The sequence below is a fragment of the Bradyrhizobium sp. MI1.3 genome (assembly GCF_055811695.1).
Genome location: NZ_JBVVPQ010000075.1, coordinates 1 through 21,901, shown reverse-complemented (window position 1 = coordinate 21,901; position 21,901 = coordinate 1). Strand labels below are relative to the sequence as shown.

23 protein-coding genes are annotated in these 21,901 nt (G+C 64.3%); 10 read left to right on the top strand and 13 right to left on the bottom strand.

What is annotated here, in order from left to right:
* Window positions 1–112: 112 nt before the first annotated feature.
* Window positions 113–1,108, bottom strand: coding sequence for a glycerophosphodiester phosphodiesterase (locus tag AC0L3A_RS33775; RefSeq protein ID WP_473255987.1), 996 nt, complete (start codon window positions 1,106–1,108; stop codon window positions 113–115).
* Window positions 1,109–1,317: 209 nt separating this feature from the next.
* On the opposite strand from AC0L3A_RS33775, the gene AC0L3A_RS33770 reads away from it, so the two are divergent.
* From AC0L3A_RS33770 to AC0L3A_RS33760, 3 genes are read left to right on the top strand one after another with little or no spacing between them, the layout of a single operon-like run.
* Window positions 1,318–2,226 carry an acyl-CoA desaturase gene (locus AC0L3A_RS33770; RefSeq protein ID WP_473255986.1) on the top strand — a complete coding sequence of 303 codons (909 nt, stop codon included), beginning with the start codon at window positions 1,318–1,320 and terminating at the stop codon, window positions 2,224–2,226.
* A gap of 45 nt (window positions 2,227–2,271) precedes the next feature.
* Complete coding sequence (locus tag AC0L3A_RS33765) at window positions 2,272–3,654, top strand: MBOAT family O-acyltransferase (protein WP_473255985.1); 1,383 nt, start codon at window positions 2,272–2,274, stop codon at window positions 3,652–3,654.
* A 25-nt stretch (window positions 3,655–3,679) separates the two neighbouring features.
* Window positions 3,680–4,642: a hypothetical protein gene (locus AC0L3A_RS33760; protein WP_473255984.1), complete on the top strand. Its 963-nt coding sequence runs from the start codon at window positions 3,680–3,682 to the stop codon at window positions 4,640–4,642.
* Between the two features lie 6 nt (window positions 4,643–4,648).
* Here AC0L3A_RS33760 and AC0L3A_RS33755 read toward each other — a convergent pair whose 3' ends face one another.
* The 3 genes from AC0L3A_RS33755 to AC0L3A_RS33745 all read right to left on the bottom strand — a co-directional run bounded on the left by AC0L3A_RS33755 (window position 4,649) and on the right by AC0L3A_RS33745 (window position 7,624).
* A complete protein-coding gene (locus AC0L3A_RS33755) occupies window positions 4,649–6,349 on the bottom strand; it encodes a fatty acyl-AMP ligase (protein WP_473255983.1) in 1,701 nt (566 codons plus the stop codon).
* 24 nt (window positions 6,350–6,373) lie between these two features.
* Complete coding sequence (locus AC0L3A_RS33750) at window positions 6,374–6,628, bottom strand: acyl carrier protein (protein ID WP_018454262.1); 255 nt, start codon at window positions 6,626–6,628, stop codon at window positions 6,374–6,376.
* Between the two features lie 225 nt (window positions 6,629–6,853).
* A complete protein-coding gene (locus AC0L3A_RS33745) occupies window positions 6,854–7,624 on the bottom strand; it encodes a L,D-transpeptidase (protein ID WP_007600886.1) in 771 nt (256 codons plus the stop codon).
* 315 nt (window positions 7,625–7,939) lie between these two features.
* Between AC0L3A_RS33745 and AC0L3A_RS33740 the strand changes: the two genes are divergently transcribed.
* Window positions 7,940–8,263: a hypothetical protein gene (locus AC0L3A_RS33740; RefSeq protein ID WP_007600887.1), complete on the top strand. Its 324-nt coding sequence runs from the start codon at window positions 7,940–7,942 to the stop codon at window positions 8,261–8,263.
* A gap of 49 nt (window positions 8,264–8,312) precedes the next feature.
* Here AC0L3A_RS33740 and AC0L3A_RS33735 read toward each other — a convergent pair whose 3' ends face one another.
* Both AC0L3A_RS33735 and AC0L3A_RS33730 read right to left on the bottom strand, forming a co-directional pair.
* The gene (locus AC0L3A_RS33735) at window positions 8,313–9,074 is read right to left on the bottom strand and encodes an ABC transporter permease (RefSeq protein WP_007600888.1); all 762 of its coding nucleotides are present in this window, start codon (window positions 9,072–9,074) and stop codon (window positions 8,313–8,315) included.
* Window positions 9,071–9,994 carry an ABC transporter ATP-binding protein gene (locus AC0L3A_RS33730; protein ID WP_473255982.1) on the bottom strand — a complete coding sequence of 308 codons (924 nt, stop codon included), beginning with the start codon at window positions 9,992–9,994 and terminating at the stop codon, window positions 9,071–9,073. The genes AC0L3A_RS33735 and AC0L3A_RS33730 overlap by 4 nt, the downstream gene beginning before the upstream one ends.
* A 280-nt stretch (window positions 9,995–10,274) precedes the next feature.
* Here AC0L3A_RS33730 and AC0L3A_RS33725 point away from each other — a divergent pair, with 280 nt between their 5' ends.
* The gene (locus AC0L3A_RS33725; RefSeq protein ID WP_007600890.1) at window positions 10,275–10,988 is read left to right on the top strand and encodes a hypothetical protein; all 714 of its coding nucleotides are present in this window, start codon (window positions 10,275–10,277) and stop codon (window positions 10,986–10,988) included.
* A 401-nt stretch (window positions 10,989–11,389) separates the two neighbouring features.
* On the top strand, window positions 11,390–12,379 hold the full coding sequence (locus tag AC0L3A_RS33720; protein ID WP_007600891.1) for a zinc-binding metallopeptidase family protein: 990 nt from the start codon (window positions 11,390–11,392) through the stop codon (window positions 12,377–12,379).
* A gap of 22 nt (window positions 12,380–12,401) precedes the next feature.
* On the opposite strand, the gene AC0L3A_RS33715 is transcribed toward AC0L3A_RS33720, so the two are convergent.
* Window positions 12,402–13,250, bottom strand: coding sequence for an alpha/beta fold hydrolase (locus AC0L3A_RS33715; protein ID WP_007600892.1), 849 nt, complete (start codon window positions 13,248–13,250; stop codon window positions 12,402–12,404).
* Between the two features lie 126 nt (window positions 13,251–13,376).
* On the opposite strand from AC0L3A_RS33715, the gene AC0L3A_RS33710 reads away from it, so the two are divergent.
* Together AC0L3A_RS33710 and AC0L3A_RS33705 are read left to right on the top strand one after the other, a co-directional pair.
* Window positions 13,377–13,994, top strand: coding sequence for a CGNR zinc finger domain-containing protein (locus tag AC0L3A_RS33710; RefSeq protein ID WP_473255981.1), 618 nt, complete (start codon window positions 13,377–13,379; stop codon window positions 13,992–13,994).
* A gap of 128 nt (window positions 13,995–14,122) precedes the next feature.
* Window positions 14,123–15,055 carry a LysM peptidoglycan-binding domain-containing protein gene (locus AC0L3A_RS33705; protein ID WP_007600895.1) on the top strand — a complete coding sequence of 311 codons (933 nt, stop codon included), beginning with the start codon at window positions 14,123–14,125 and terminating at the stop codon, window positions 15,053–15,055.
* 343 nt (window positions 15,056–15,398) lie between these two features.
* Here the strand turns inward: AC0L3A_RS33705 and AC0L3A_RS33700 are convergent, their stop codons facing one another.
* The 4 genes from AC0L3A_RS33700 to AC0L3A_RS33685 form a co-directional block, all read right to left on the bottom strand.
* Complete coding sequence (locus tag AC0L3A_RS33700; RefSeq protein WP_007600897.1) at window positions 15,399–15,638, bottom strand: hypothetical protein; 240 nt, start codon at window positions 15,636–15,638, stop codon at window positions 15,399–15,401.
* Between the two features lie 26 nt (window positions 15,639–15,664).
* Window positions 15,665–15,982 (bottom strand): hypothetical protein, encoded by a 318-nt coding sequence (locus tag AC0L3A_RS33695; RefSeq protein WP_007600899.1) that lies wholly within the window; start codon window positions 15,980–15,982, stop codon window positions 15,665–15,667.
* Window positions 15,983–16,098: 116 nt separating this feature from the next.
* On the bottom strand, window positions 16,099–16,554 hold the full coding sequence (hspD, locus tag AC0L3A_RS33690) for a small heat shock protein HspD (protein WP_035994254.1): 456 nt from the start codon (window positions 16,552–16,554) through the stop codon (window positions 16,099–16,101).
* Between the two features lie 181 nt (window positions 16,555–16,735).
* Window positions 16,736–17,857: a tartrate dehydrogenase gene (locus AC0L3A_RS33685; RefSeq protein WP_473255980.1), complete on the bottom strand. Its 1,122-nt coding sequence runs from the start codon at window positions 17,855–17,857 to the stop codon at window positions 16,736–16,738.
* Between the two features lie 133 nt (window positions 17,858–17,990).
* Between AC0L3A_RS33685 and AC0L3A_RS33680 the strand changes: the two genes are divergently transcribed.
* Window positions 17,991–18,908 carry a LysR substrate-binding domain-containing protein gene (locus tag AC0L3A_RS33680; protein ID WP_007600903.1) on the top strand — a complete coding sequence of 306 codons (918 nt, stop codon included), beginning with the start codon at window positions 17,991–17,993 and terminating at the stop codon, window positions 18,906–18,908.
* A gap of 37 nt (window positions 18,909–18,945) precedes the next feature.
* A complete protein-coding gene (locus AC0L3A_RS33675) occupies window positions 18,946–19,770 on the top strand; it encodes an aspartate dehydrogenase (protein WP_007600904.1) in 825 nt (274 codons plus the stop codon).
* A 195-nt stretch (window positions 19,771–19,965) separates the two neighbouring features.
* Here the strand turns inward: AC0L3A_RS33675 and AC0L3A_RS33670 are convergent, their stop codons facing one another.
* On the bottom strand, window positions 19,966–21,270 hold the full coding sequence (locus tag AC0L3A_RS33670; RefSeq protein ID WP_007600905.1) for a PQQ-dependent sugar dehydrogenase: 1,305 nt from the start codon (window positions 21,268–21,270) through the stop codon (window positions 19,966–19,968).
* A 140-nt stretch (window positions 21,271–21,410) separates the two neighbouring features.
* On the bottom strand, window positions 21,411–21,620 hold the full coding sequence (locus AC0L3A_RS33665) for a hypothetical protein (protein ID WP_007600906.1): 210 nt from the start codon (window positions 21,618–21,620) through the stop codon (window positions 21,411–21,413).
* Window positions 21,621–21,901: the final 281 nt, after the last annotated feature.

Below are 21,901 nucleotides of genomic sequence, written 5' to 3'. Positions count from 1 at the left end.
TAGCCCGGATGGAGCGCAGCGAAATCCGGGGCCGTTAATCACCGCGAGGCAAGAACGTCCCGGATTGCGCTGCGCTCCATCCGGGCTACAGCAGAAAGCCTGCGGCTCGGCCTCACGGCGTCACCGGTGTCCCCGCGGGCAACGCAATTGCCTTCTCGCCCGCGACTTGCCGCAACAAATCGGGCCTGTCGGAGATGATGCCGTCGACGCCGATCTCGATCATCCGCGCCATGTCCTCAGGCTTGTTGACCGTCCAGACCACGACGTGCAGCCCGAGCGCGTGTGCCTCGGCGATCAGCGCCGCGGTCACATCGCCGAAATAGGGCGACCAGATCGCGCCGCCCGCAGCCTTGATGGTTCGCGGCAGGGAGCCGCCGTGATCGGCCGGGCTGAACCCGGCTGTCCAGCTGGTCGCCTTGTCCAGCGCCACCGTCTGGCTCGAGCCGCGCTGGAGCGTCAGGTACACCGTCGGCATCTTCGGTGCCTGCTGCTGGACGAGCAGCAGGGTCCGCCAGTCGAACGACTGTATCATGACGCGGTCGGAGAATTTTTCGGCTTCGATCAGCGCGAGCAGCCTGGTGACGAAAGCTTGCGGATCGAGCGTCTCGTCCGGATGGTTCGGATCGATCTTGGTCTCGATGTTGAAGCGCACCCGATTGTTGCCGGATTTGCGCACCAGCGCGAAAAGTTCGCTCAAGGTCGGAATGCGGGTCCCGGGCACGGCGCGCTGATCGGGAAATTGCTTCGCGTAAGGACTGTCCGGACGTATCTGGCCGACGTCGTAGCTCCTGACCTGCTCGAGCCGCAGCTTCACGAAGGGCGTGCCGGGAGCCGCGACATAGGCGCCGCTCGCATCCCGCGTGATATCAGGGTTGAGCCCGCGCTCATGCGAGACGACGACTTCGCCGTCGGCAGTGATGCCGACGTCGAGCTCCAGCGTGTCCACGCCCATCGACAGCGCGTTGGCGAAGGCCGGAAGCGTGTTTTCCGGCAGCAGTGCCCGCCCGCCGCGATGGGCCTCGAGGTCGAAAGCCGAATCAGCCCCCATGGCCGGTCCCGCAATGAGAAGTGACAGTACGGTCAAGATCGTCGCAGCACGTGACGGCATGGCGGCTCGTGGGGCAAGCGGAAAGGGATATTTGAACGCATTTGGGCATGTCCGGCCCATAGTATAGGCTTTCGTGGCTGTTGAAACCTTGGGCGGTGGCTTGGGTTGCGGCCGCCGCGGGGGTATGTACTCATGGTCGGCGCCCTGGAATCCCGCCCGTGCAGCAGCAACACGATCATCGAATTATTCGTAGCCGGCATTTTCGCCGGATGCAGCGCCGGCATTTCATCATCTTCGACGTTTTGCCCTTCGTCGGCACACTGGTGGCGCTGGTGCTTCTGCTCTACCGCCCGATTGGCGCGGCGGAGCTTGGCCTGTTCGTCGGCTTTTGGCTGGTCACCGGCCTCGGCCTCACCGTCGGCTATCACCGGCTCTTCACCCACCGCGCCTTTGCGACCTCCACGGTGATGAGTGCGATCCTGGTCGTGATGGGATCGATGGCCGGCCGCGGTCCCATGCTGTCCTGGGCGGCAATGCACCGCCGGCACCACGAATTGTCCGATCACGACGGCGATCTGCATTCGCCGCGGCTGCACGGCGAGGGCCCGTTCGGCCGCCTGCGCGGCTTCCTGCACGCGCATTTGACCTGGATGATCGAGCACGATTATCCCAACGTTGCGCACTATGTCCCGGATCTGATGGCGGATCGCAGGCTGGTTGCCGTCAACAGCTACTACTACACTTGGGTCGGTCTCGGCCTGGTGCTGCCGGCCGCGATCGGCGGCGTCGCCACCATGAGCCTGTGGAACGCGCTGACCGGCTTGCTCTGGGGCGGCGTGGTGCGCATGTTCGTGGTCGAGCAGACCATGTCGGCCATCAACTCCGTGATGCACAGCTTTGGCGCGCAGCCCTTCGTCACCCGCGACGACAATAGCCGCAATCTCGGTGTGATGGCCTGGCTTGCCTGGGGCGAGGGCTGGCACAACAATCACCACGCCTTTCCCTATTCCGCGGCCTTCGGCCTGCGCTGGTTCGAATTCGATCCCGGCTTCATCTTCATCCGCGCCCTGGAAGCGCTCGGATTGGCCTGGGACGTCAAGGTGCCGAGCGAGGAGAAGATTGCGCGACGCATGCTGCGGCAGCCGGGCGACGCTGCGCCCGACCTCGAAACGGGCTGAGCATCATCCGCCGGCTCACTCCGGCGATGGCGCAGCTTTGAACCGATGCTGTTCAACGACTATCCCTTCCTCCTGGTCTTCCTGCCCGCGGCGCTGCTGATCTATCGCTTGGCCGATCCCTATCCGCATCTGCGCATGGGCGTGCAGGTCGCGCTGTCGCTCGCCTTCTATGCCTGGGGCAGCCCGTCCTTCATCCTGCTCCTGATCGGCTTGATCGTGATCAACTGGCTTGCCTCGGTCGCCTATGGGCGCGTGAAGTGGCCGGCGGTGCTGACGCTGGTGCTCATGCTCGATCTCGCGGTGCTGGCGTTGTTCAAATACGCCAACTTCCTTCTCGCCAATCTCGGTCTGGCGTTGGGTACGACGTTGCCGGTGCTCGATGTCGGACTGCCGCTCGGCATCTCCTTCTTCACCTTCCACCACATCATGTATCTGGTCGACTTGAAGCGCGGGAGGGCGCCGCTCTATGCGCTCGACCGCTACGCGCTCTACATCACCTTCTTCCCGCAGGCGATCGCCGGCCCGCTGGCGCGCTGGTCGGAGGTGATGCATCAGTTCGGCAGGCAGATCTACGTTCCGGGCTGGCAGCGCCAGTTCTGCGTCGCGACCTGCTTCATCGCGATCGGCCTGTTCGAAAAAATCGTGATCGCCGACGGCCTCGCGCATCTGCTCGATCCCATCTACGCGCAGGCAGCGAACGGGCCCTTGCCCAGCGGCGATGCGTGGCTCGCCTTCTGCTTCTCCTTCCAGATCCTGTTCGATTTCTCCGGCTATTCCGACATCGCGATCGGCCTCGGCCTCCTGTTCGGCGTACAGCTGCCGTACAATTTCGATGCGCCGCTGCGCTCGACCAATATCCAGGATTTCTGGCAGCGCTGGCACATCACATTGATGCTGTTCCTCCGCGACTACGTCTTTTACCCGCTGGTCAATCTGCGCTTGTTGCCGCGGCGCTGGCTTCCCGTACAGTTTTTCGCCGCCATGATGATCACGATGGCGCTGTGTGGCCTCTGGCACGGCGCGAGCTGGACCTTCGTGCTGTGGGGCGTGCTGCACGGTCTTGCGCTGGTCGCCTGCACGCTGTGGCGCCGCTACGGTCCGGAGTTCCCGTCATGGCTCGGCTGGGCGCTCACCGTATTGTTCGTGCTCGCGACCGGCGTGATCTTCCGTGCGGGATCGGTGGAGGCGGCATGGCATGTCTTCGCCGGACTGGTTTCGCCGCTGCCGCTCGAGCGCGGAAAGCATTTGTGGCCGCTGGTCGCAGCGCCGCTGTTCGCCTTCCTGCTGCCGGCGAGCCAGGACATTGTGGCGGTGCTCACGCGCCGTCCCAATCCGTGGCTCGCAGGTCTGCTCGGTCTTGGGCTGTTCGCATTGCTGCTTCACATGGGTGGTCGGGATCTCCATGAGTTCGTCTACTTCAAATTCTGAGACCGACCCCGGCTGGGGCCGGAGCTTGCTCGCGTGTCTGGGCACGCTGATCGGCGCTGCGCTGCTGGTGCTCGCACTGATGGTGGCGGTCGATCCCTATGACAGCGGCAAGCTCGGTCTGTTCGGCATCGAGGGCGTCGACAATCGTCTGACCCAGATCACGGCCGCGAGCCGCGCGAGGAATCCGGATTTCAATGCCGCTATCCTGGGTAATTCGACGGCGCAGATGATCGAGCCGACGGAATTGTCGCGCGCAACCGGCCTGCGCTTCGTGCAGCTCTACATGACCGGTGCGTTTCCCCGCCAGGAGCTCGCGGTGCTGGACTTCTTCCTCCGAAATCACAAGGATGTTGGTGCACTGGTGGTCGTGACTGACCCCGGCTGGTGCGCGCATGCACGGGCGAAGGAGGAGGGCGGCGTCCCGTTTCCCGACTGGCTCTACGACAGAAGCGTCGTCACTTACGCTGCACGGCTGATCTCCTGGCAGGCGATCGAGCACGCTTTTCAGCGCATCAGTATCGGGCTTGGTCGCCGACCACGGATGAACCCCGACGGCTTTGTCAGCTATGAGGACATCTGGCCGCCGGGTCAATTCAAGGAAGTCGGCTGGCCCAGGGATCCGGCGCCGTCCTCGTCCACCGAGATGCGGGCGACATTTCCCGAGATCGCTGTGCTCGCAGATACCGTCAGGACATTGTCGGCCGATGTGCCCGTCGTCATCATCGTGCCGCCGACCTTCGCGACCACCGTGCCGAAGCCCGGTACGGAAACCGCCCTGGAGCGCTGCGCCTGCGACGCGGCGCTGAAGAAAGTGGTCGCGGGCCGACCGCGTAGCAATTTCATCAGCTATCGCGTTGACAACGATCTCACGCGCGACCGCGCCAATTTTGCCGACTTCATCCATTATCGCCCCATCCTCGCGCGCAAGATCGAGCAGGGGATCGCTGCGAGCCTGCGCGATGGGGAGAGCGCGAAGATCGATTTCTGAACCGTCTCAGCCGAGCTGCTCGAATCCCCCATCGAGCCAGAGCTTGCGTGCCAGCTTGCGCTGGATCTTGCCGCTGGTGGTCTTCGGCAGAGTGCCGGGCCGGATCAGCGCGATGTGGCGCGCGGAGAGCTCGTGGTTGTCGGCGGCGGCCTCGCGAATCCGACCCTTGATGGCTTCGGTGTTGATCGAGTGGCGCGCAGTGCGCTCGATTTCCTGGACGATGACGAGTGTTTCTTCGCCGGTCTCGTCCGGCACCGAGAACGCCGCGCCGCAATTTTCGCGCAAAGCTCGATCGAGCGATTGCACGGTGCGCTCGACGTCCTGGGGATAATGGTTGATGCCACGGATGATGATGAGGTCCTTGATCCGTCCCGTGACGAACAATTCGCCCGTGGCGTCGACGAAGCCGAGGTCGCCGGTGCGCAGCCATGCCCCGTTTTCGGCGGCAATCTGCGCATTGAGCCCCTCGCGCGTCGCCTCGTCGTTGCGCCAATAGGCGCGGGCAATATTGGCGCCGTTCACCCATATTTCACCGACCCGGTCCGCGGGCAGGCGCGTCCGATTGTCCGGGTCCACGATCGCGATCCGTTCGCCGGTGAGCGCGCGCCCGCAGCCGACGGCGATCTGCGTGTCTTCGGCGCCGGAAGGCGCTTCCGCCGCATGCGCCTGAAGCGCCGTGCGGCTCAGGCTGCGTGTGACATGACCTCCGCCGCGGCGTCCGCCGGAAATCAGGAGTGTCGCTTCCGCCATTCCGTAGGCGGGATACATCGCGCGCGGATCGAAGCCGTGGGGCGCGAATGTCTGGACGAACCGCTCGATGGTTTCCGCACGCACCGGCTCTGCGCCGTTCAGCGCGATCCTGAGCGAGGACAGGTCGACGCCCTCCATCTGGTCGGCGCGATAGCGGCTGACGCAGAGATCGAAGCCGAAATTCGGGCTGCACGCCACTTCCGCGCGAAAATGCGAGATCGCGCGCAGCCAGCCGAGTGGCCGCTGCATGAACGCATTCGGTGCCATCAGCACGCAGGTCGCCCCAACATAGAGCGCCTGCAGTGCGTTCAGGATCAGCCCCATGTCGTGATAGAGCGGCACCCAATTGACGTAAGTCGATTGCCGGGTGTTGCCGAGCGCGAGCCGGATCATCTCGAGATTGGCGAGCAGATTGGCGTGGCTCACCATCACGCCTTTGGGCGCGGACGTCGAGCCGGAGGTGTATTGCAGGAAGGCGATGTCGTCCGGCGCCGGCTCGGGTAGTTCGATTGTCTCACCATCGTCCGCGGCGAGATCGACCTCGATCCAGCGAATGTTCTCATGCGCGAAGCGTGCCCGCAGATCACCACGGAGCGCGACGGCCGAATTGGTCAGCGCCACCGCCGGCGTGCAATTGGCGAGGATCGCGGCGCTGGCATCGCGCGCGCTGTTTCGCCGCGGCATCATCATCGGCACGGCGATGATGCCGGCCATCAGACAGCCGAAGAACGCCACCATGAACTCGATGCCGGGCGGAAACACCAGGATGGCGCGGTCGCCGGGACGCGCGGCCACGGTCAGTCGCAACGCGAGCGCGCCCGCGGCATCGTGCAGCTGTCGAAAGCTGAGGGCAGCTTCCTCCGTCCCGCGATCGGAGACGAAGACATAGACGCGGTCGTCGGCCTGCTCCGCCGCACGCCGGGCCAGCAGTGCCACGAGCGAGCGGAAGGTTTCCATGGGTTGCGCCGGCTTCAGCCGCCCTCAGGCGGCGGGGCGGATTGCGCGCTTGTCGGCGAGAAATCGCGACAGCGCCTCAACGGTCGGATGGTCGTAGAAGTCGTCCGTCGATAGTTCGAGGTCGAGCTTCTCCTCGAGTTCCATCATCAGGTAGACCAGCATCGCCGAATCGAGCCCGAGGCGGCTGAATTTCGTGCCGATGTCGACGCGGTCGCTCGAAATTCGCAGGATATTTGCCAGGGCGGTAACGCAGAAATCCGAAATCTGCTCGCGTGTCATGTCATGTCCCAGAAACAATGGGAACGACAATACGGGCGACCCCCTGGTTGTCAATTTGGCCGGAACGCCGCCGCGTCGAAGGTTGTGGACTGTTGCTTCCTTGCGTCGGCCGGTGCCCAATCCGTGCACAGGCCGGCGCTATTTCCAGCGGTCGACTGCGGCAAGCGCCCGTCGCGGCAGCGGCTTTCTGATTTGATTGCCCGGCAACGCCGCGTCCAGATAGCGTCAGTTCTGGTAGTAATAGCCACGCGGTTGGTAAACCTGCCGGGGCTGCGGCTGATAATAGGTGCCGTTGCCCTGATTGTAATATTGCTGCGGCTGCTGCTGGTAGACCTGCGCGTCATAGAGCGGGCGGCTGCCACGCGGTGCCGGGTAGCGCGTGCCGGTGTCGCTGCCATCGGCTGGATAGATGTAATTGTCGTCCTGGGGCATGTAGCGGCGGGCGGGCTGGGCCGTCGGTGCGAGATTCACGGGGTCGCCTGATGTGGCGTACTGCTCCTCGGTCGGCTGCGGTGCGCGGGCGACAGCCGTGGGGTTGCGGCCGCGCGGGTTGCGGGCGAGCGCCACCTGCGACGAGCCGGTCAGCGTCACCGTGGTGTTGAGCACGCCCTGCTGCTGCACCAGCGCGTAGAGCGTCGAGGCGTTCTGCCGCGACAGCCGCACGCAGCCATGAGACGCCGGTGTGCCGAGCCGGCCGACCGAGTCTGTGCCGTGGATGGCGTGCCCGATCTTGGTGAAGAAGATCGAATGCGGCATCGGCGCGTCGTCGAATTCCTTGGAGTAGTGGTCCTCTTCCATGCGGAAGGCACGGAACGCGCCGTTCGGCGTCTCGCGGGAGGGGATGCCTGTCGACACCGGCCAGTGATAGCGCGCGATGCCGTCGACGGCGACGGTCATCTGCTGATTGTCCTTGTCGACGGTGATCTCGACCTTGGCCTGCGCGGCGCCCGCGCTCAAAAGCATCAGGGAGGTGAAAGCAATAAAAAACGAACGCATCTGAGTTCTGGCCTCCGGCCTGTTCACGCTAGGCGCCGCGGCTCTCCGTCCCCCGGCGTGCAATATGCCTGCAATCCGGCTTTCGTTCCAGCGGCCTGCCCGGCCATCGTTAACGTGACGGCGGGCGTTAGCAAGGCCGCTTTGTGCCGCGCCGCCCGTGGCGATGCTGACATTTTCGCGAGCGGGCACGCGTTCACAACGCCGACAATTCGTCACAAAGGCGCAACCATTTGGCCGCGCCCGGCGTTGAAGATGCCTGCCTCGACAGGCGGCGTTCGCCGCCAATTGCCCCTTACACCGTCCCTGGGACCGAAAATGAACAAAGCCCGTATCACCGCCGCGTCATTGCCGGCCGGTTTGCCCGTCCGCCTGCTGTTTGCAGCCGCCGCCATGGCGCTGGCGCTGTTGTCGCTGCCACATGCCGGGCACGCGCAGGGCATCGTGCGCGGCGCCCAGGAAGGTTCTTATGAAGGCAACCGTATCGCCGGTCCTGTGGGCGGCGTGGTCGGTGGCGCGGTCGGCGCCGGCGTTGGCGGGGCCGTGGGAGCAGTCGAGGGTGTGTTCGGCATTCCCCATCGCGGCCACCGCCGCTGCCGCGGCTATTACGACGGATACAACCGCTTCCACTGCTATCGGTAACCCCTGGCGATTCCGGGGCGCGCGCGTGCCCCCGGAATGACGGCCGGGGTCAGTTCTTCAACCGATACCCCGTGCGGAAAATCCACCAGATCACGACCAGACAGATCACCAGGAACGCCGTCGTCATGCCGATGCTCACGGATACGCTGACGTCCGCGATCTCGTAGAAGCTCCAGCGGAAGCCGGAGATCAGATAGACGACCGGATTGAGCAGCGCCACCGTGCGCCAGGCGGGCGGCAGCATGTCGATGGAATAGAAGCTGCCACCGAGGAAGGTCAGCGGCGTCACCACCAGCATCGGGATCATCTGCAGCTTTTCGAACCCGTCGGCCCAGATGCCGATGATGAAGCCGAACAGGCTGAACGTCACCGCCGTCAGCACCAGGAAGGCCAGCATCCAGACCGGATGATGGATGTGCAGCGGCACGAACAGGCCGGCCGTGGCGAGGATGATCAGGCCGAGGATGATCGATTTGGTCGCGGCCGCGCCGACATAGCCGAGCACGATCTCGAAATAGGAGATCGGCGCCGACAGGATCTCGTAGATCGTGCCGGTGAATTTCGGGAAGTAGATGCCGAACGAGGCGTTGGCGATGCTCTGCGTCAGCACCGAGAGCATGATCAGGCCCGGCACGATGAAGGTGCCGTAGCTGACGCCCTCGACCTGGCTGATGCGCGAGCCGATCGCGGCGCCGAACACCACGAAATACAGCGAGGTCGAGACCACCGGCGAGACGATGCTTTGCAGCAGCGTGCGCCAGGTGCGCGCCATTTCGAACAGATAGATGGCGCGGACAGCCCGGTAGTTCATGACGCCCTCACGAGGTCGACGAAGATATCCTCGAGCGACGATTGCGTCGTGTCGAGATCGTTGAAACGGATGCCGGCGGTGCGGAGGTCGCCGAGCAGGCTGGTGATGCCGGTGCGCTCGCCCTTGGTGTCGTAGTCGTAGACCAGGGTCGCGCCACCGTCGCAGAGGTCGAGCTCGTAATGCCCGAGGCTCTCCGGCAGCGCATCGAGCTTGCCTTGCAGATGCAGCGTCAGCCGCTTCTTGCCGAGCTTCTGCATCAAGGTGGCCTTGTCCTCGACCAGCACGATCTCGCCCTTGTTGATGACGCCGATGCGGTCGGCCATCTCCTCGGCTTCCTCGATGTAATGCGTGGTCAGGATGATGGTGACGCCGGATTGCTGGAGCGTGCGCACCACCTCCCACATGCCCTTGCGCAGCTCGACGTCGACGCCGGCGGTGGGCTCGTCCAGGAACAGGATCTGCGGCTCGTGCGACAGCGCTTTGGCGATCATCACGCGACGCTTCATGCCGCCGGAGAGCGTGATGATCTTGCTGTCCTTCTTGTCCCACAGCGAGAGGTCCTTCAGCACCTTCTCGATATGATCGGGGTTCTTCGGCTTGCCGAACAGCCCGCGGGAGAAGCTCACGGTCGCCCACACGCTCTCGAAGGCATCGGTGTGCAATTCCTGCGGCACCAGCCCGATCAGCGAGCGCGCCTTGCGATAGGAGGTCTGGATGTTCTCGCCGCCGACCAGGACCTTGCCTTCGCTCGGATTGGCGATGCCGCAGATGATCGAGATCAGCGTGGTCTTGCCGGCGCCGTTGGGGCCGAGCAACGCGAAGATTTCGCCGCGCTTGATGTCGAGATTGACGGTCTTGAGCGCCTTGAAGCCGGACCCATAGGTCTTCGACAAATTGGCGACGGAAATGATGGAGGACATGATGGCCGCAAGTCTGAGGGGGGCGAAGGCTGGGGAGGGGAGGCTGGAACCTGCCGGGAGGACGGTCAGCGGAGCCCTGAGATAGGAATGCCCTTGCCCGGCTGCAATTAGCCGGAGAAAAATGGCCTCAAAACAGGCCCTTCCGTGGCAGGTTTCGAGCAAGTGTTGCGCGATGGTCACGGCTTGCTGCTAAGATCGTCGTTCACGCGGCTCTTTGTTGCGTCTGCGAGCAGGCCATGGCTACGATTCCGGCCGAAGCATATTCCCAAGGAAAAGATCGATGAGACCGAACGGCCGTCACACCGCCGGCACCAGCCAGTTGTCCGCCCTCCGTGCATGGGCGATGGGCCTGCTTCTGCTGTCAGCTGTTGCCATCAGCCCGACCACCGTCAAGGCGGCGCCGAGCCAGGCTGCGGTCGCGACCACGCATGTCTACCTCCTCCGCGGCGTGCTCAACATCTTCTCGCTCGGGCTCGACACGATCGGCGCCCGGCTCCAGGCGCAGGGCATCCCGGTGACCGTCGCGAATTTCGTGTCGTGGTCCTCGCTCGCGGATGAGGCCGCCACCGCCTACAAGGCCGGCCGGCTCAAGACCATCGTGCTGGTCGGGCACTCCTCCGGCGCAACCGCGCTGCCGGACATGATCGCCAAGCTCAACCGTCTTGGCGTGCCCGTGAAGCTCGCGATCGGGCTCGACTCCGTGTTCAAGACCAAACTGTCGACCGGCGCCGAACGCTACATCAACATCTATATCGGCGACGGCCCCGGCGAGCCGGTGAAGCGCGCGGACGGTTTTCGCGGCAAGCTCGACAATGTCGACGTCCGCGGCTCCGGTGTCGGCCACATCTCGATCGACAAGAACGAAGCGATCCAGCGCCGCGTGATCGCCGAGATCGACGCCGCAATCATGCGCTCGCGCGCACCGGCTCCGGTTGCCGAACCCGGCGCGCCCAGGCCGGCGCGGTCGGCGGCGGCAACGGCTCCCCGGAACTAAGCCTTCGCCGCAAGCCGCTGAATTGACAATGCCGCCGTCATGCAGACGGCGGCATTGTCGTATCTGCAGAGCCAAACTCGATCACCTGCCGGTCGGAGGAAGGGAACTCGGCACCCGATCTGGTGTTGTCACACTATGACAAGGAAACGAAACGTCGGCCCCATGGCGGTTCAGCCCGAGCGGGCGTGGGCCGGTCGCCCTGTTTCCGAAAACGTCCTTGAGAAAAAGCCGCAGCCTCAATCGAGCCAGTTGAGCGCGACGCGAGCTGGCCTGTTGAGACAGCACGCGCTGCGAACGCAGCGGGCGCTGCTCGCAGGCAACAGCGACGGTCGCAAGAAATAAGAGTTCCTCGAATTGACAGGCCGGTGTTCCGGTGTGCCGTCTGTCTGGGGCCAGTCCACGTGAAGTTTTTTCAGTGCCCGTCATGCCGCCATCCTGTCTCGTTCGAGCACGTCGCGTGCGCGAATTGCAGCACCGAGCTGGCATTCGATTCCTCGCGCATCGAGATGACGAAACTTGCATCCCATCAAGCTTGCCGTAACCGCGAGATCATCGGCTGCAACTGGTGTGTCGAGGGCGCGAACTGGTATTGCGGCTCGTGTCGCGTCACGCGCACGATTCCGAACCTCGGCAGCACCAGAAACGTCATGCTCTGGCGCCGCATGGAGGAAGCCAAGCGCCGTCTTCTCTATGATCTCAGCCGCCTCAGGCTTCCGCTCGCATCGCGCAGCGGCGAACCATTGGCTTTCGACATTCTCTCGGACGAGGTCAGTCCGATCCTGACCGGGCATCTCTCGGGCCTGATCACGCTCAACCTTGCCGAGGCCGACGATGTCGAACGAGAATCTCGCCGCGTGGCATTCCGGGAGCCGTACCGCACGCTGCTCGGACATTTCCGGCACGAGATCGGTCACTTCTATTGGGACCTGCTCGTTGACGGCACGACATTCCAGGCCCCGTTCAAGCTGATCTTCGGTGACCAGGCGCAGGACTATCAGGCCGCAATCAACTCCTATTACAGCCGCGCCGACCGTTCATACGACCGGAGCGGCTTCATCAGCGAGTACGCCACGTCCCACCCCTGGGAGGATTGGGCGGAAACGTTCGCGCATTTCCTGCACATTGTGTCGACGCTCGACTCGCTGGCAGGTTTGCCGTTGTCGCTGGACGAGCGCGCCCGCCAGACCCTGACGGATCCCTATCTCGAGAGCGACTTCGAGGCACTCCTGGCCCTGTGGATGCCGCTTGCCCGCAGCATCAACGAACTCAACCGCTCGCTTGGGATGAGCGACGCATATCCCTTCGACATATCGCCGGCGGTCAAGGGCAAGCTGCATCTCGTCCACATGGCGATCAGCGCATTCCGCGATCAGCAGAGTTTGGCGGCGTAAACATCGCGCAGGACGGCCCCCGTTACGTCAGGAACGCGCGAATGCTGTCCGCGATCTCCTTCGCATGCGTCTCCAGCGCGAAATGACCGGTGTCAAAGAACTGCACCACGGCATTCGGATTGTCGCGTTTGAACGCTTCGGCGCCGGGCGGAATGAAGAACGGATCGTTCTTGCCCCAGACCGCCAGGAACGGCGGCTTGTGCTTGCGGAAATAGTCCTGGAAGGCGGGGTAGAGCGCGACGTTGCTCTTGTAGTCGCCGAACAGGTCGAGCTGCACGTCGTCCGAGCCCGGGCGCGCAAGGTAGAAATTGTCGAGGTTCTGGCCATCCGGTGACACGGTCATCGGATCGGAAACACCATGCGTGTACTGCCAGCGCGTGGCTTCCGGCGTGAGGAGCGCGCGCAGCGCGTCGCGATTGGCCGGCGAGGGATCCTGCCAATAGGCCTTGAGCGGAGTCCAGTTGTCGCTAAGGCCATCCTCATAGGCATTGCCGTTCTGCGAGATGATCGCCGTGATCCGCTCGGGGTGGCTGAGCGCAAGCCGGAAACCAGTCGGCGCGCCGTAGTCGAAGACGTAGACCGCGAACCGGTCGAAGCCGATCACCTCGGTGAAGCGTTCGATCACGCGTGCGACGCTATCGAACGTGTAACGGAAGCTTTCGCGCGAAGGCATGCCGGATTGGCCGAAGCCGGGAAGGTCGGGCGCCACGATATGAAACCTGTCCGCAAGCAGCGGAATGAGGTCGCGAAACATGTGGCCTGCGCTGGGGAAGCCGTGAAGCAGCAGGAGTTTTGGCGCTCCGACAGTGCCGGCCTCGCGATAGGCCACCTTGAATCCGTCGACATCCGCGCTGCGGTACGTGATTGACATGACCTTCTCCATTGGTAGTAACCCTATTAAAGCTAGATAACAGGTTACGTCCACCGTCGTAACTTGTCAATGGCGCCTTAACCGGTTATGTAGGTCCATGTTCTCCCGACCGGCCAAGGACCGCTCATGGATCGCCCGCCCGCCATGTTCATCGCCGACTCGCTCGGCCTCGACTTTCTCAACTCGGTGGCGACACCGGTCGATACGCCGGTGGACTGGATCGACGGTGGTCATGGCCTGATCGACTGGCTGGCGCAGGCAAAGCTGGTGCCGCCGGATGATCTGCACGCGCTGACGGCCCGCGCCACGCCGGACGAACTGCACAAGGTCGCGGATCAGGCGCGCGCCTTGCGCGAATGGTTCAGGGGATTCGTGCGCAAGCATGCGGGCCGGCCGCTCACGAGGGATGCATTGCGCGAGCTCGGTCCATTGAACAGCCTGCTGGAGCGCGACGAAGCCTTCAGCCGGATCGAGCCCGGGCCTCACGATGGCGGCGCTCTCGCATTGCGAATGAAACGGCGCTGGCGCTCGCCGGAAGCGCTATTGCTGCCGGTTGGCGAAGCCATGGCGAAGTTCGTATGCGACGAGGACTTTTCCAACGTCAAGGCGTGCGAGGGGCACAACTGCACCATGCTGTTCGCCGACCACACGCGCAGGCGCGCGCGGCGATGGTGCATCATGGCGGTCTGCGGCAACCGCGCGAAACAGGCTGCCCACCGCAGCAGGCTCAAGAGCGTGCAGTGATTGGGTGTCGAGATGCTGGAATGAGCGCGGATCGAGCCCCGGTTCCGTGCCCCAAATTCCACCCAATCGGCCGTCACTAAGCGCCTTTGGGGGAGGCTGCAGCCTCCCGGAGTGGGACTGCTGGACTGATGATCGATTTGAGGCGACTTCTCGCGCTGGCAGCCGTTGCGCTGCTCGCCTTAAGCACCGGGACGGCCGTTGCCTCACCTGCCAAGACGAAGCCCGCCGCGGCCGCACCCGCCGCACCACCGCCCGTACCGTTTGAGCCATTGCCGCCGCCGAAAATCTACCTGTTTCGGGGCGCCATGGGGCCGTTCTTCTCCACCGGCATGGACCGGCTCGAAGAGAAACTGACGCAGGCCGGCTTTTCCGCCAACGTCTATGAATTCACCATCTGCCGATGGATCGGCGATCGTGCCATCTCCAGCTACAAGGAAACGCCGGCGCCGATCGTGCTGATCGGGCATTCGATGGGCGGGCTTTGCTCGATCGTCATCTCGGAGATGGCGGCCAAGGAGAACATCCCGATCAGCCTCGTCATCACCATCGATCCCGCGCATGCGACCGGCGACGTGCCGCTCAATGTCGAGCGCTTCATCAACATCTACCTCTCCGACAGCGTGCTTGGCGGCGGCAACGTGGTCGCGGTGCCGGGCTATCGCGGTCACTATGCGAGCTATGACCTGAAGGAGAACGCGCGGGTCAGCCACATCAACATCGAGAAGTCCGACGACATCCACCGTCAGATCGTCGACATGGTCACGCAGTTGCCGCGCATTCCGCCCCAGACGCAGGTCGATGCCGTGCCGCTGCGCTATCTCGTGCCGGCGAATACGCTGGTCGAATTGTGGGACAGCGGCGTGCGGCAACCGGTGCGCCGCGGCGACACCATGGAGAGCATCGCGGCGGCCAATCGCGTGCCGCTGTGGTCGCTGGCGCAGAGCAATTCGCTGCCGGAGAACGCCACGCTCACCCCCGGCCAGTCCATCATCGTCCCGCGCCACCTGACGCCGCCGGAGCCGACAGCCGCCATGGCGACCCCGCCGGCCGCACGGCGGTAAGCGGTCAGCAACGGAGATCGCCGGGATGGAGCTTGGCTGATGCCAGGCACCATCCCTCGCGGCGCCTGTCATTCACGAATCTTGTGTCGCGGCAGCCATCTTGATGCGGATGTCGCCAAGGAGGAGCGAGCCGTGGTGGAAGCCCGGCCCGCCGGGCGATAGGGCGCGGCGAGAAGCATCAGAAACAATGCCCTTTCAGCCGCATATTTGGCGGCGGGTCGGCCATTTTCGAAGCCGTGCATGACGAGGCGTCCCTCCGTCGTACAGACATGCCATCGCCATGTCCTTCGACCGCATTTCTTCAGGAACACTTCGAACGTCGGGAGGTGTTCGGGCATGTCAATTAGCCGTGGCTGCTTGCCGCCCGGCGCGTGATTGCGTTCCCCATCGCGCCGTTCGGGGCCTGAAAGGTGAGCGGAAAGGCGGAGAGGGCGAGCTTCTCGATCGCCGAACGCTCCTCGGACACACGTCTCTCGATGAACCGCCGCTCGAACTCGGTCAGCTCGGTCTTGAGCAACCGCTGATAGCGGCTGATGTTGCTGCGGTGGCCGCGCAACAAGGCCAGCTCTTCATCAACCATCATCGCAATCCTCGTTGAGCTGTCGTTGCCTAGGCTGCGAGGCCGGTTCGTTCGACGGATCGCGTGCGGACCGGCTTGCCACCCGGAGGTCCTTTCGGATGGTGGTCGAGGCTCGCGAGCGCTTCCAGAATTTCGTCGATGGTGACGGCTTTGCCCGAGCCGGGCAGTTCGCGCAATGCCGGACTCGAGGCGATACTGGCTGCGTCCGAAGCCCAGGACGCGAGGATTGCACGCTTCTCGCCGATCGACAGAGTTGGATCGGCTAGGACGTCGCGGGGATGATCATAGACAGAGCCAGGGTGCAATATCGCATTCAGATCGATGATGTTGTCGACATGATCGAGCATGAGAGGTCCTCCTCCTTTCTTTAAACCTCTGACTTGCATTCGGGTGCGCGGTCGAAGGCCATGGTCGATCCCGCCCGACGATCGGGCGGGATCACCGGGTCTCCGACAGACCAAATTCAGGCGGCTTTGCCCTCGAGTTGATGCACGTTGCCGGACGGCGCGGCATTGATGGCAATTCGCCGCGGCTTCATGGCTTCAGGGATTTCCCGGACCAGTTCGATCTTGAGCAGGCCGTTCTCGAACGAGGCGCTGTGCACCTGAACATAATCGGCCAGGTTAAACTGCCGCTTGAACGGCCGCGCGGAAATGCCCCGGTAGAGATATTCGCGTTCGGTCCTGTCCGGCTTGTTTCCCTCGACGGTCACCGCGTTCTGCTCGGCCGTCACCGCGACCTCGTTGGGTGCAAAGCCCGCAATCGCAAGCGAAATCTGGTAGCGATCCTCGCCGATGCGTTCGATGTTGTAGGGGGGATAGTTGTCCTCGCCGGCACGCTGTGCCGTTTCAACGAGGTCGAAAAGGCGGTCGAAACCAACGGTCGAACGCCACAAGGGAGAGAAGTCGTAAGTGCGCATAGCCAGATCCTCCAAGGAGCAAAATGGATACGAACGACACCGGACACGACCGGTGCCCGTCTCAGCTTCCCGACCCACCAGGCGTCGGGAACGCCACCTCTCGGCGGCAGCGGAAAAATAAAAAAAGCCTGTTTTGGTTTCAAGAGGGGATCCAAAATTTTTTGGAATCCCCCGCGCCTCCCTAACCCTCTCGCCGCAAGAACGGGCGGGGAGGGAGACGCACCTCGGACAACGCGTTCGATCCGTGGATCGCCTCGATCACGGCGTCCGTCACGTCCTTCGTCGTCGCCGTGCCACCGACATCGGGCGTCAGCACGCCGGCTGCACATACTTTCTCCACCGCCGCCATCAACCGCACCGCCGCGTCCTTCTCGCCGAGATGCTCCAGCATCTGCGCGCCGGTCCAGAACGTCGCGACCGGATTGGCGATGCCCTTGCCGGTGATATCGAACGCCGAGCCGTGGATCGGCTCGAACATCGAGGGGAAGCGGCGCTGCGGGTCGATATTGCCGGTTGGCGCGACGCCGAGGCTTCCCGCCAGCGCGCCGGCGAGGTCGGAGAGGATGTCGGCGTGCAAATTGGTCGCGACAATGGTGTCGAGGCTCTTCGGATGCAGCGTCATGCGCACCGTCATGGCGTCAACCAGCATCTTGTCCCAGGTCACATCGGGGAATTCGGCCGCGACCTCGGCGGCGATCTCGTCCCACATCACCATGCCATGGCGCTGCGCGTTCGACTTGGTCACCACGGTCAGGAACTTGCGCGGACGCGACCGGGCGAGCTCGAACGCATAGCGCATGATGCGCGTCACGCCGACGCGGGTGAACACCGCGACCTCGGTGCCGACCTCTTCGGGGAGACCCCTGTGGGCGCGGCCGCCCATGCCGGCATACTCGCCCTCGGAATTCTCGCGCACGATCACCCAGTCGAGGTCGCCGACGCCGACATTGCGCAGCGGCGAGGCGACGCCCGGCAGAATCTTGGTCGGCCGCACATTGGCGTATTGGTCAAAGCCCTGGCAGATCGGCAGCCGCAGGCCCCACAGCGTGATGTGGTCGGGCACGTCGGGCGCACCGACCGCGCCGAAATAGATCGCGTCGAATTTCTTGAGCTCCGCGAGGCCGTCGGCCGGCATCATGACGCCGTGCTTCTTGTAATAGTCCGAACCCCAGTCGAACGTCTTGATGTTGAAGGCGAGATCGCCGCTACGTTTGGCCAGCGCCTCCAGCACGCGAACGCCGGCGGAGATGACCTCGGGGCCGATGCCGTCGGCGGGGATCGCTGCAATCGAATGGGTGCGCATGAAGTGCTCCGTCCAGATGTCGGTGGGATTGCGTGACGCTAGGGAACCTAGGCGGGGAGGGGCAGGGACTCAATCGACACTGGTTTATACAAAAAAATGATATAATTCCGTCACAGGATCAGAGGACCGGTGAATGGAATTGCATCAGTTGCGATGCTTCGTGGCGGCGGCCGAGCAGTTGCATTTCGGCCGCGCGGCGCAGCATCTCCAGATGTTGCCCTCCGCACTCGGCCGCCAGATCAAGCTGCTGGAGCAGGATCTGGATACGCGGCTGTTCGCGCGGACGACGCGGGCGGTGTCGCTGACGGAAGATGGCGCAATGCTGCTGCGCGATGCCCGTGCCATCCTCGCCCGCGTGGAGGCGGTCGAGAGCAATCTGCGCAATCGCTCGCGCGCAGGGGCTGCTCGAAAACTCCGGGTCGGCGCCATCGACAGTGCTGCGGCGGGGCTGTTACCGGCATTGCTCCGCGACTTCCGCGCAAAGCGTCCTGATATCGCGGTGCAGCTTCTGGAGGAGAAGACCGTCCGGCTGCTGCCAAAGATCCTGACCGGCGCGCTCGATCTTGCCTTCGTGCGTCCACCGGCTCAGCGGGACAAGCGGCTTGAATTCCGCGATCTGCTGCAGGAGACAGCCATCGTGGCCTTCCCGCAGCGCCACGCGCTGGCCAAACGCAAGTCGATCACGCTGGCGGAGATCGCCGAGGAGGCGATGCTGGTGCCTGATCGCCGCTCGCGGCCGCACAGCCACGACCTCACCATGAAACTGTTCGAGCAGGCTGGCCTCACGCCGCGCATCGTGCAGGTCGCCGACGAGAAGCAGACCATCATCAATCTCGTCGCAACCCGGCTCGGTGTCGCAATCGTGCCGCGTTGGTCCACCCGGATGGCGGTATCCGGCGTGCGCTTCGTGCCGCTGCGGCCAAAGCAGATCGGACCCGTCGGCCGGCTGCCGCTCGCTGCCGCATGGCTGCGCGGCTCGCGTGACCCGGCCCGCGACGCGATGCTGTCCGTGCTCGAGGCGCGCCTGCGCAGCTATGCGCGGGACGCCTGAGGCGCTATGACATCGGCTGGGCGAGAAGGGTGATGCGATGACGGAACGGAGAGCTTCGAACGAATTGCGGGTTGCCATCGCGGGGCTCGGCTCGATCGGCACCAAGATCGCGACCGCGCTCGATCAGGGCATCGAAGGATTGACGCTCTCTGCCGTGGCGGTGCGCGATCCCGCAAAGCATCAGACGTTCCTCGCCAGCCTGCGTCGTCCGCCATCCGTCCTGCCGCTCGACCAACTCGGCGACGCCGCCGACATCGTGGTCGAATGCGCGCCGAGCAGCCAACTGCGTGCGATCGTCGAGCCCGCGGTGAAACGCGGCAGGGCCGCGGTCGTCGTCAGTGTCGGCGGGCTGCTCGACAATTTCGATCTTGTCGATCTCGCCCGCGCCAATGGCGGCCGCATCCTCGTGCCGACCGGCGCGCTGATCGGACTCGACGCCGTCAACGCGGCTGCGATCGGCACCATTCATTCGGTGAGGATGGTGACGCGCAAGCCGATCGACGGCTTGAAGGGCGCGCCGTTCATCGTCCAGAACAACATCGATATCGACAATCTGCGCGAGCCGCTGAAGCTGTTCGAAGGCACGGCGCGCGAGGCCGCAAAAGGCTTTCCGGCCAATCTCAACGTCGCGGTCGCGCTGTCGCTCGCGGGCGTCGGGCCGGATCGCACCCAGGTGCAAATCTGGGCCGACCCGACCGTGACGCGCAATGTTCACCGCATCGAGGTCGAGGCGGATTCGGCGCGCTTCTCGATGTCAATCGAGAATATCCCGTCCGAGAATCCCAAGACCGGGTTGATTACGGCGCTGTCCGTGATCGCCCTGCTCCGCAAGCAGCGCGCCACGTTGTGTGTAGGGACATAGTGAGGTGGGATTTGGTTAGCCCAGACGGCGGTGCACTCCCTCCCCCGCTTGCGGGGGAGGGTTGGGGAGAGGGTGTCTCCGCAATGGGACAATCCCCCAGAGGCGGGAGCCCTCACCCGGCGCTCTGCGCCGACCTCTCCCGCAAGCGCGAGAGGTGTAGGGAGCCCGCAGCGCGTATCTCGACATAACTTCCGCCTACGCGCCCGTCACGCGCCAGATCACGTTGCCGACGTCGTCGGCCATCAGCAGCGACTTCTTGTCAGGACCGATCACGACGCCGACCGGGCGGCCGTAGGATTCCTTTTCGTCGGGTGCCAGGAAGCCGGACAGGATGTCGCGTGCGGGACCCGAAGGCTTTCCGTTCTCGAACGGGATGAACACCAGTTTGTAGCCGGACAGCGTGCTGCGATTCCACGAGCCGTGCTGGCCGATCGCCATGCCGTCGGGGAAGCCAGGCAGCGTGCCCGCCGGCATCCAGCACAGGCCGAGCGAAGCGGTGTGGCCGCCGAGCGCGTAGTCCGGCGTGAGCGCCTTGGCGACCATCGCCGGATCCTGCGGCACGCGCTCGTCAACCGTCTTGCCCCAGTAGCAATAGGGCCAGCCGTAGAAGCCGCCGTCGCGCACCGAGGTCAGATAGTCCGGCGGCGTTTCGTCGCCGAGGCCGTCGCGCTCGTTGACGACGGTCCAAAGCACACCGGTCGTCGGCTCCCAGGCAAGACCAACGGGATTGCGCAGGCCGGCGCCGAAGATGCGGTGCGTGCCGGCGACGAGGTCGAGTTCGTAGACCGCGGCGCGGCCTTCCTCGACCTCCATGCCCATCTCGGCGATGTTGCTGAGCGAGCCGACGCCGGCATAGAGTTTTTTGCCGTCGGGGCTTGCGAGCAGGCTGCGGGTCCAGTGGCCGCTTGGCTTGAAATTGGTGAGGCGCTTGCCCGGCGCGGTAATGCGATCGGCGTTCGCCACGTACGGGAAGGCCATCACGCCGTCGGTGTTGCCGACATAGAAGGTGTCGCCGACCAGTGCCATGCCGAACGGCTGGCTGAGATTTTCCATGAACGCGCCGCGATACTCCGCGACGCCGTCGCCATCCTTGTCGCGCAGCAGCGTGATGCGGTTGGCACTGACGCCGAGCGCGGCGGCGCGCCGCATCGTTGCCTGCATCGCGTAATGAAACACGGACCGCGGCGCCCCCGCGATCTGCGTCGCCTCCGCGATCAGCACATCGCCATTGGGTAGCACCTCGATCCAGCGCGGATGGTCGAGGCCGGTCGCGAACGCATTGACCTTGAGCCCGGGTGCGACCGTCGGCTTCTGTCCTTCGCTCCAGCCCCGCGCCGTCGGCATCTTCAGTGTCGGGATGGCGCCCTGCGGCTTGGCTTCGGGAATAGCGGGCGACTGGCCCCAGGCCGGCGCAGGCACGGTGCCCGACAGCTTCCGCCATTGCAGCGCGATGCCGCCGAGAAGCGCAACGAACTGCGCAAAGATGCTGGAAAACGTCATGAGAGGCCCCTGTTTGCGCGCGCATCCAACGGGCTGACGGGCCAGACGTCAACCTGTGTGGAGCGCCGCGGGACTCTATTCCCGTGGAATGGCAGCCGTTCGAATTTGCATGGGACGAATCCCGGCAGGCTGCCCGGAGATCAGCGGCCGATCTGTTGCTCTAGCCGTCGCGCCGTGCGGAAATCATCCAGATGATGAACGTTCGGCGCCAGCGCGGCCTCCCTGGACAGGAGATGATAGACGCGCGCCACCGTGCGCTGCTTCTGCTTCGGCCGCCCGGGCGGCAGCGCCCGCGCCTTGCGGACGGCGGCGATCGCGTGCTCGCGAAAATAATCGTAGGCGTCGGACATGGCTCGATGCTCTGCGAGTGGTGGCAGGTATCGAGGGGCTAACGGGCGCAGGCAGCAGGGGTTCCTGGCAGCAGGGGGCCGATGTGTTGCGCACCCAGCTTCCTCAACGTCGTCCTGGCGAAAGCCAGGACCCATTACCCCAGGGAGCGGTTTGGCGAGGATTGCCCGGAACTGAGGTCGCACGCAATCGATGGATTCCGCGGTATGGGTCCTGGCTTTCGCCAGGACGACGTTGAGGAAGCTGGGTGCGCAACACATCGGCCCCCTGCTGCCAGGAACCC

Bases quoted from the DNA above. Each gene is read 5' to 3' on its own strand.
- AC0L3A_RS33745 (WP_007600886.1), bottom strand. From the start codon at position 7,624: ATGCGTTCGTTTTTTATTGCTTTCACCTCCCTGATGCTTTTGAGCGCG.
- AC0L3A_RS33770 (WP_473255986.1), top strand. From the start codon at position 1,318: ATGCAGCGCCGGCATTTCATCATCTTCGACGTTTTGCCCTTCGTCGGC.
- AC0L3A_RS33685 (WP_473255980.1), bottom strand. From the start codon at position 17,857: ATGCGCACCCATTCGATTGCAGCGATCCCCGCCGACGGCATCGGCCCC.
- AC0L3A_RS33695 (WP_007600899.1), bottom strand. From the start codon at position 15,982: ATGCTCGATCATGTCGACAACATCATCGATCTGAATGCGATATTGCAC.
- AC0L3A_RS33680 (WP_007600903.1), top strand. From the start codon at position 17,991: ATGGAATTGCATCAGTTGCGATGCTTCGTGGCGGCGGCCGAGCAGTTG.
- AC0L3A_RS33710 (WP_473255981.1), top strand. From the start codon at position 13,377: ATGGATCGCCCGCCCGCCATGTTCATCGCCGACTCGCTCGGCCTCGAC.
- AC0L3A_RS33675 (WP_007600904.1), top strand. From the start codon at position 18,946: ATGACGGAACGGAGAGCTTCGAACGAATTGCGGGTTGCCATCGCGGGG.
- AC0L3A_RS33670 (WP_007600905.1), bottom strand. From the start codon at position 21,270: ATGACGTTTTCCAGCATCTTTGCGCAGTTCGTTGCGCTTCTCGGCGGC.
- AC0L3A_RS33700 (WP_007600897.1), bottom strand. From the start codon at position 15,638: ATGATGGTTGATGAAGAGCTGGCCTTGTTGCGCGGCCACCGCAGCAAC.
- AC0L3A_RS33725 (WP_007600890.1), top strand. From the start codon at position 10,275: ATGAGACCGAACGGCCGTCACACCGCCGGCACCAGCCAGTTGTCCGCC.
- AC0L3A_RS33755 (WP_473255983.1), bottom strand. From the start codon at position 6,349: ATGGAAACCTTCCGCTCGCTCGTGGCACTGCTGGCCCGGCGTGCGGCG.
- AC0L3A_RS33740 (WP_007600887.1), top strand. From the start codon at position 7,940: ATGAACAAAGCCCGTATCACCGCCGCGTCATTGCCGGCCGGTTTGCCC.
- hspD (WP_035994254.1), bottom strand. From the start codon at position 16,554: ATGCGCACTTACGACTTCTCTCCCTTGTGGCGTTCGACCGTTGGTTTC.
- AC0L3A_RS33765 (WP_473255985.1), top strand. From the start codon at position 2,272: ATGCTGTTCAACGACTATCCCTTCCTCCTGGTCTTCCTGCCCGCGGCG.
- AC0L3A_RS33750 (WP_018454262.1), bottom strand. From the start codon at position 6,628: ATGACACGCGAGCAGATTTCGGATTTCTGCGTTACCGCCCTGGCAAAT.
- AC0L3A_RS33730 (WP_473255982.1), bottom strand. From the start codon at position 9,994: ATGTCCTCCATCATTTCCGTCGCCAATTTGTCGAAGACCTATGGGTCC.
- AC0L3A_RS33715 (WP_007600892.1), bottom strand. From the start codon at position 13,250: ATGTCAATCACGTACCGCAGCGCGGATGTCGACGGATTCAAGGTGGCC.
- AC0L3A_RS33775 (WP_473255987.1), bottom strand. From the start codon at position 1,108: ATGCCGTCACGTGCTGCGACGATCTTGACCGTACTGTCACTTCTCATT.
- AC0L3A_RS33705 (WP_007600895.1), top strand. From the start codon at position 14,123: ATGATCGATTTGAGGCGACTTCTCGCGCTGGCAGCCGTTGCGCTGCTC.
- AC0L3A_RS33665 (WP_007600906.1), bottom strand. From the start codon at position 21,620: ATGTCCGACGCCTACGATTATTTTCGCGAGCACGCGATCGCCGCCGTC.
- AC0L3A_RS33735 (WP_007600888.1), bottom strand. From the start codon at position 9,074: ATGAACTACCGGGCTGTCCGCGCCATCTATCTGTTCGAAATGGCGCGC.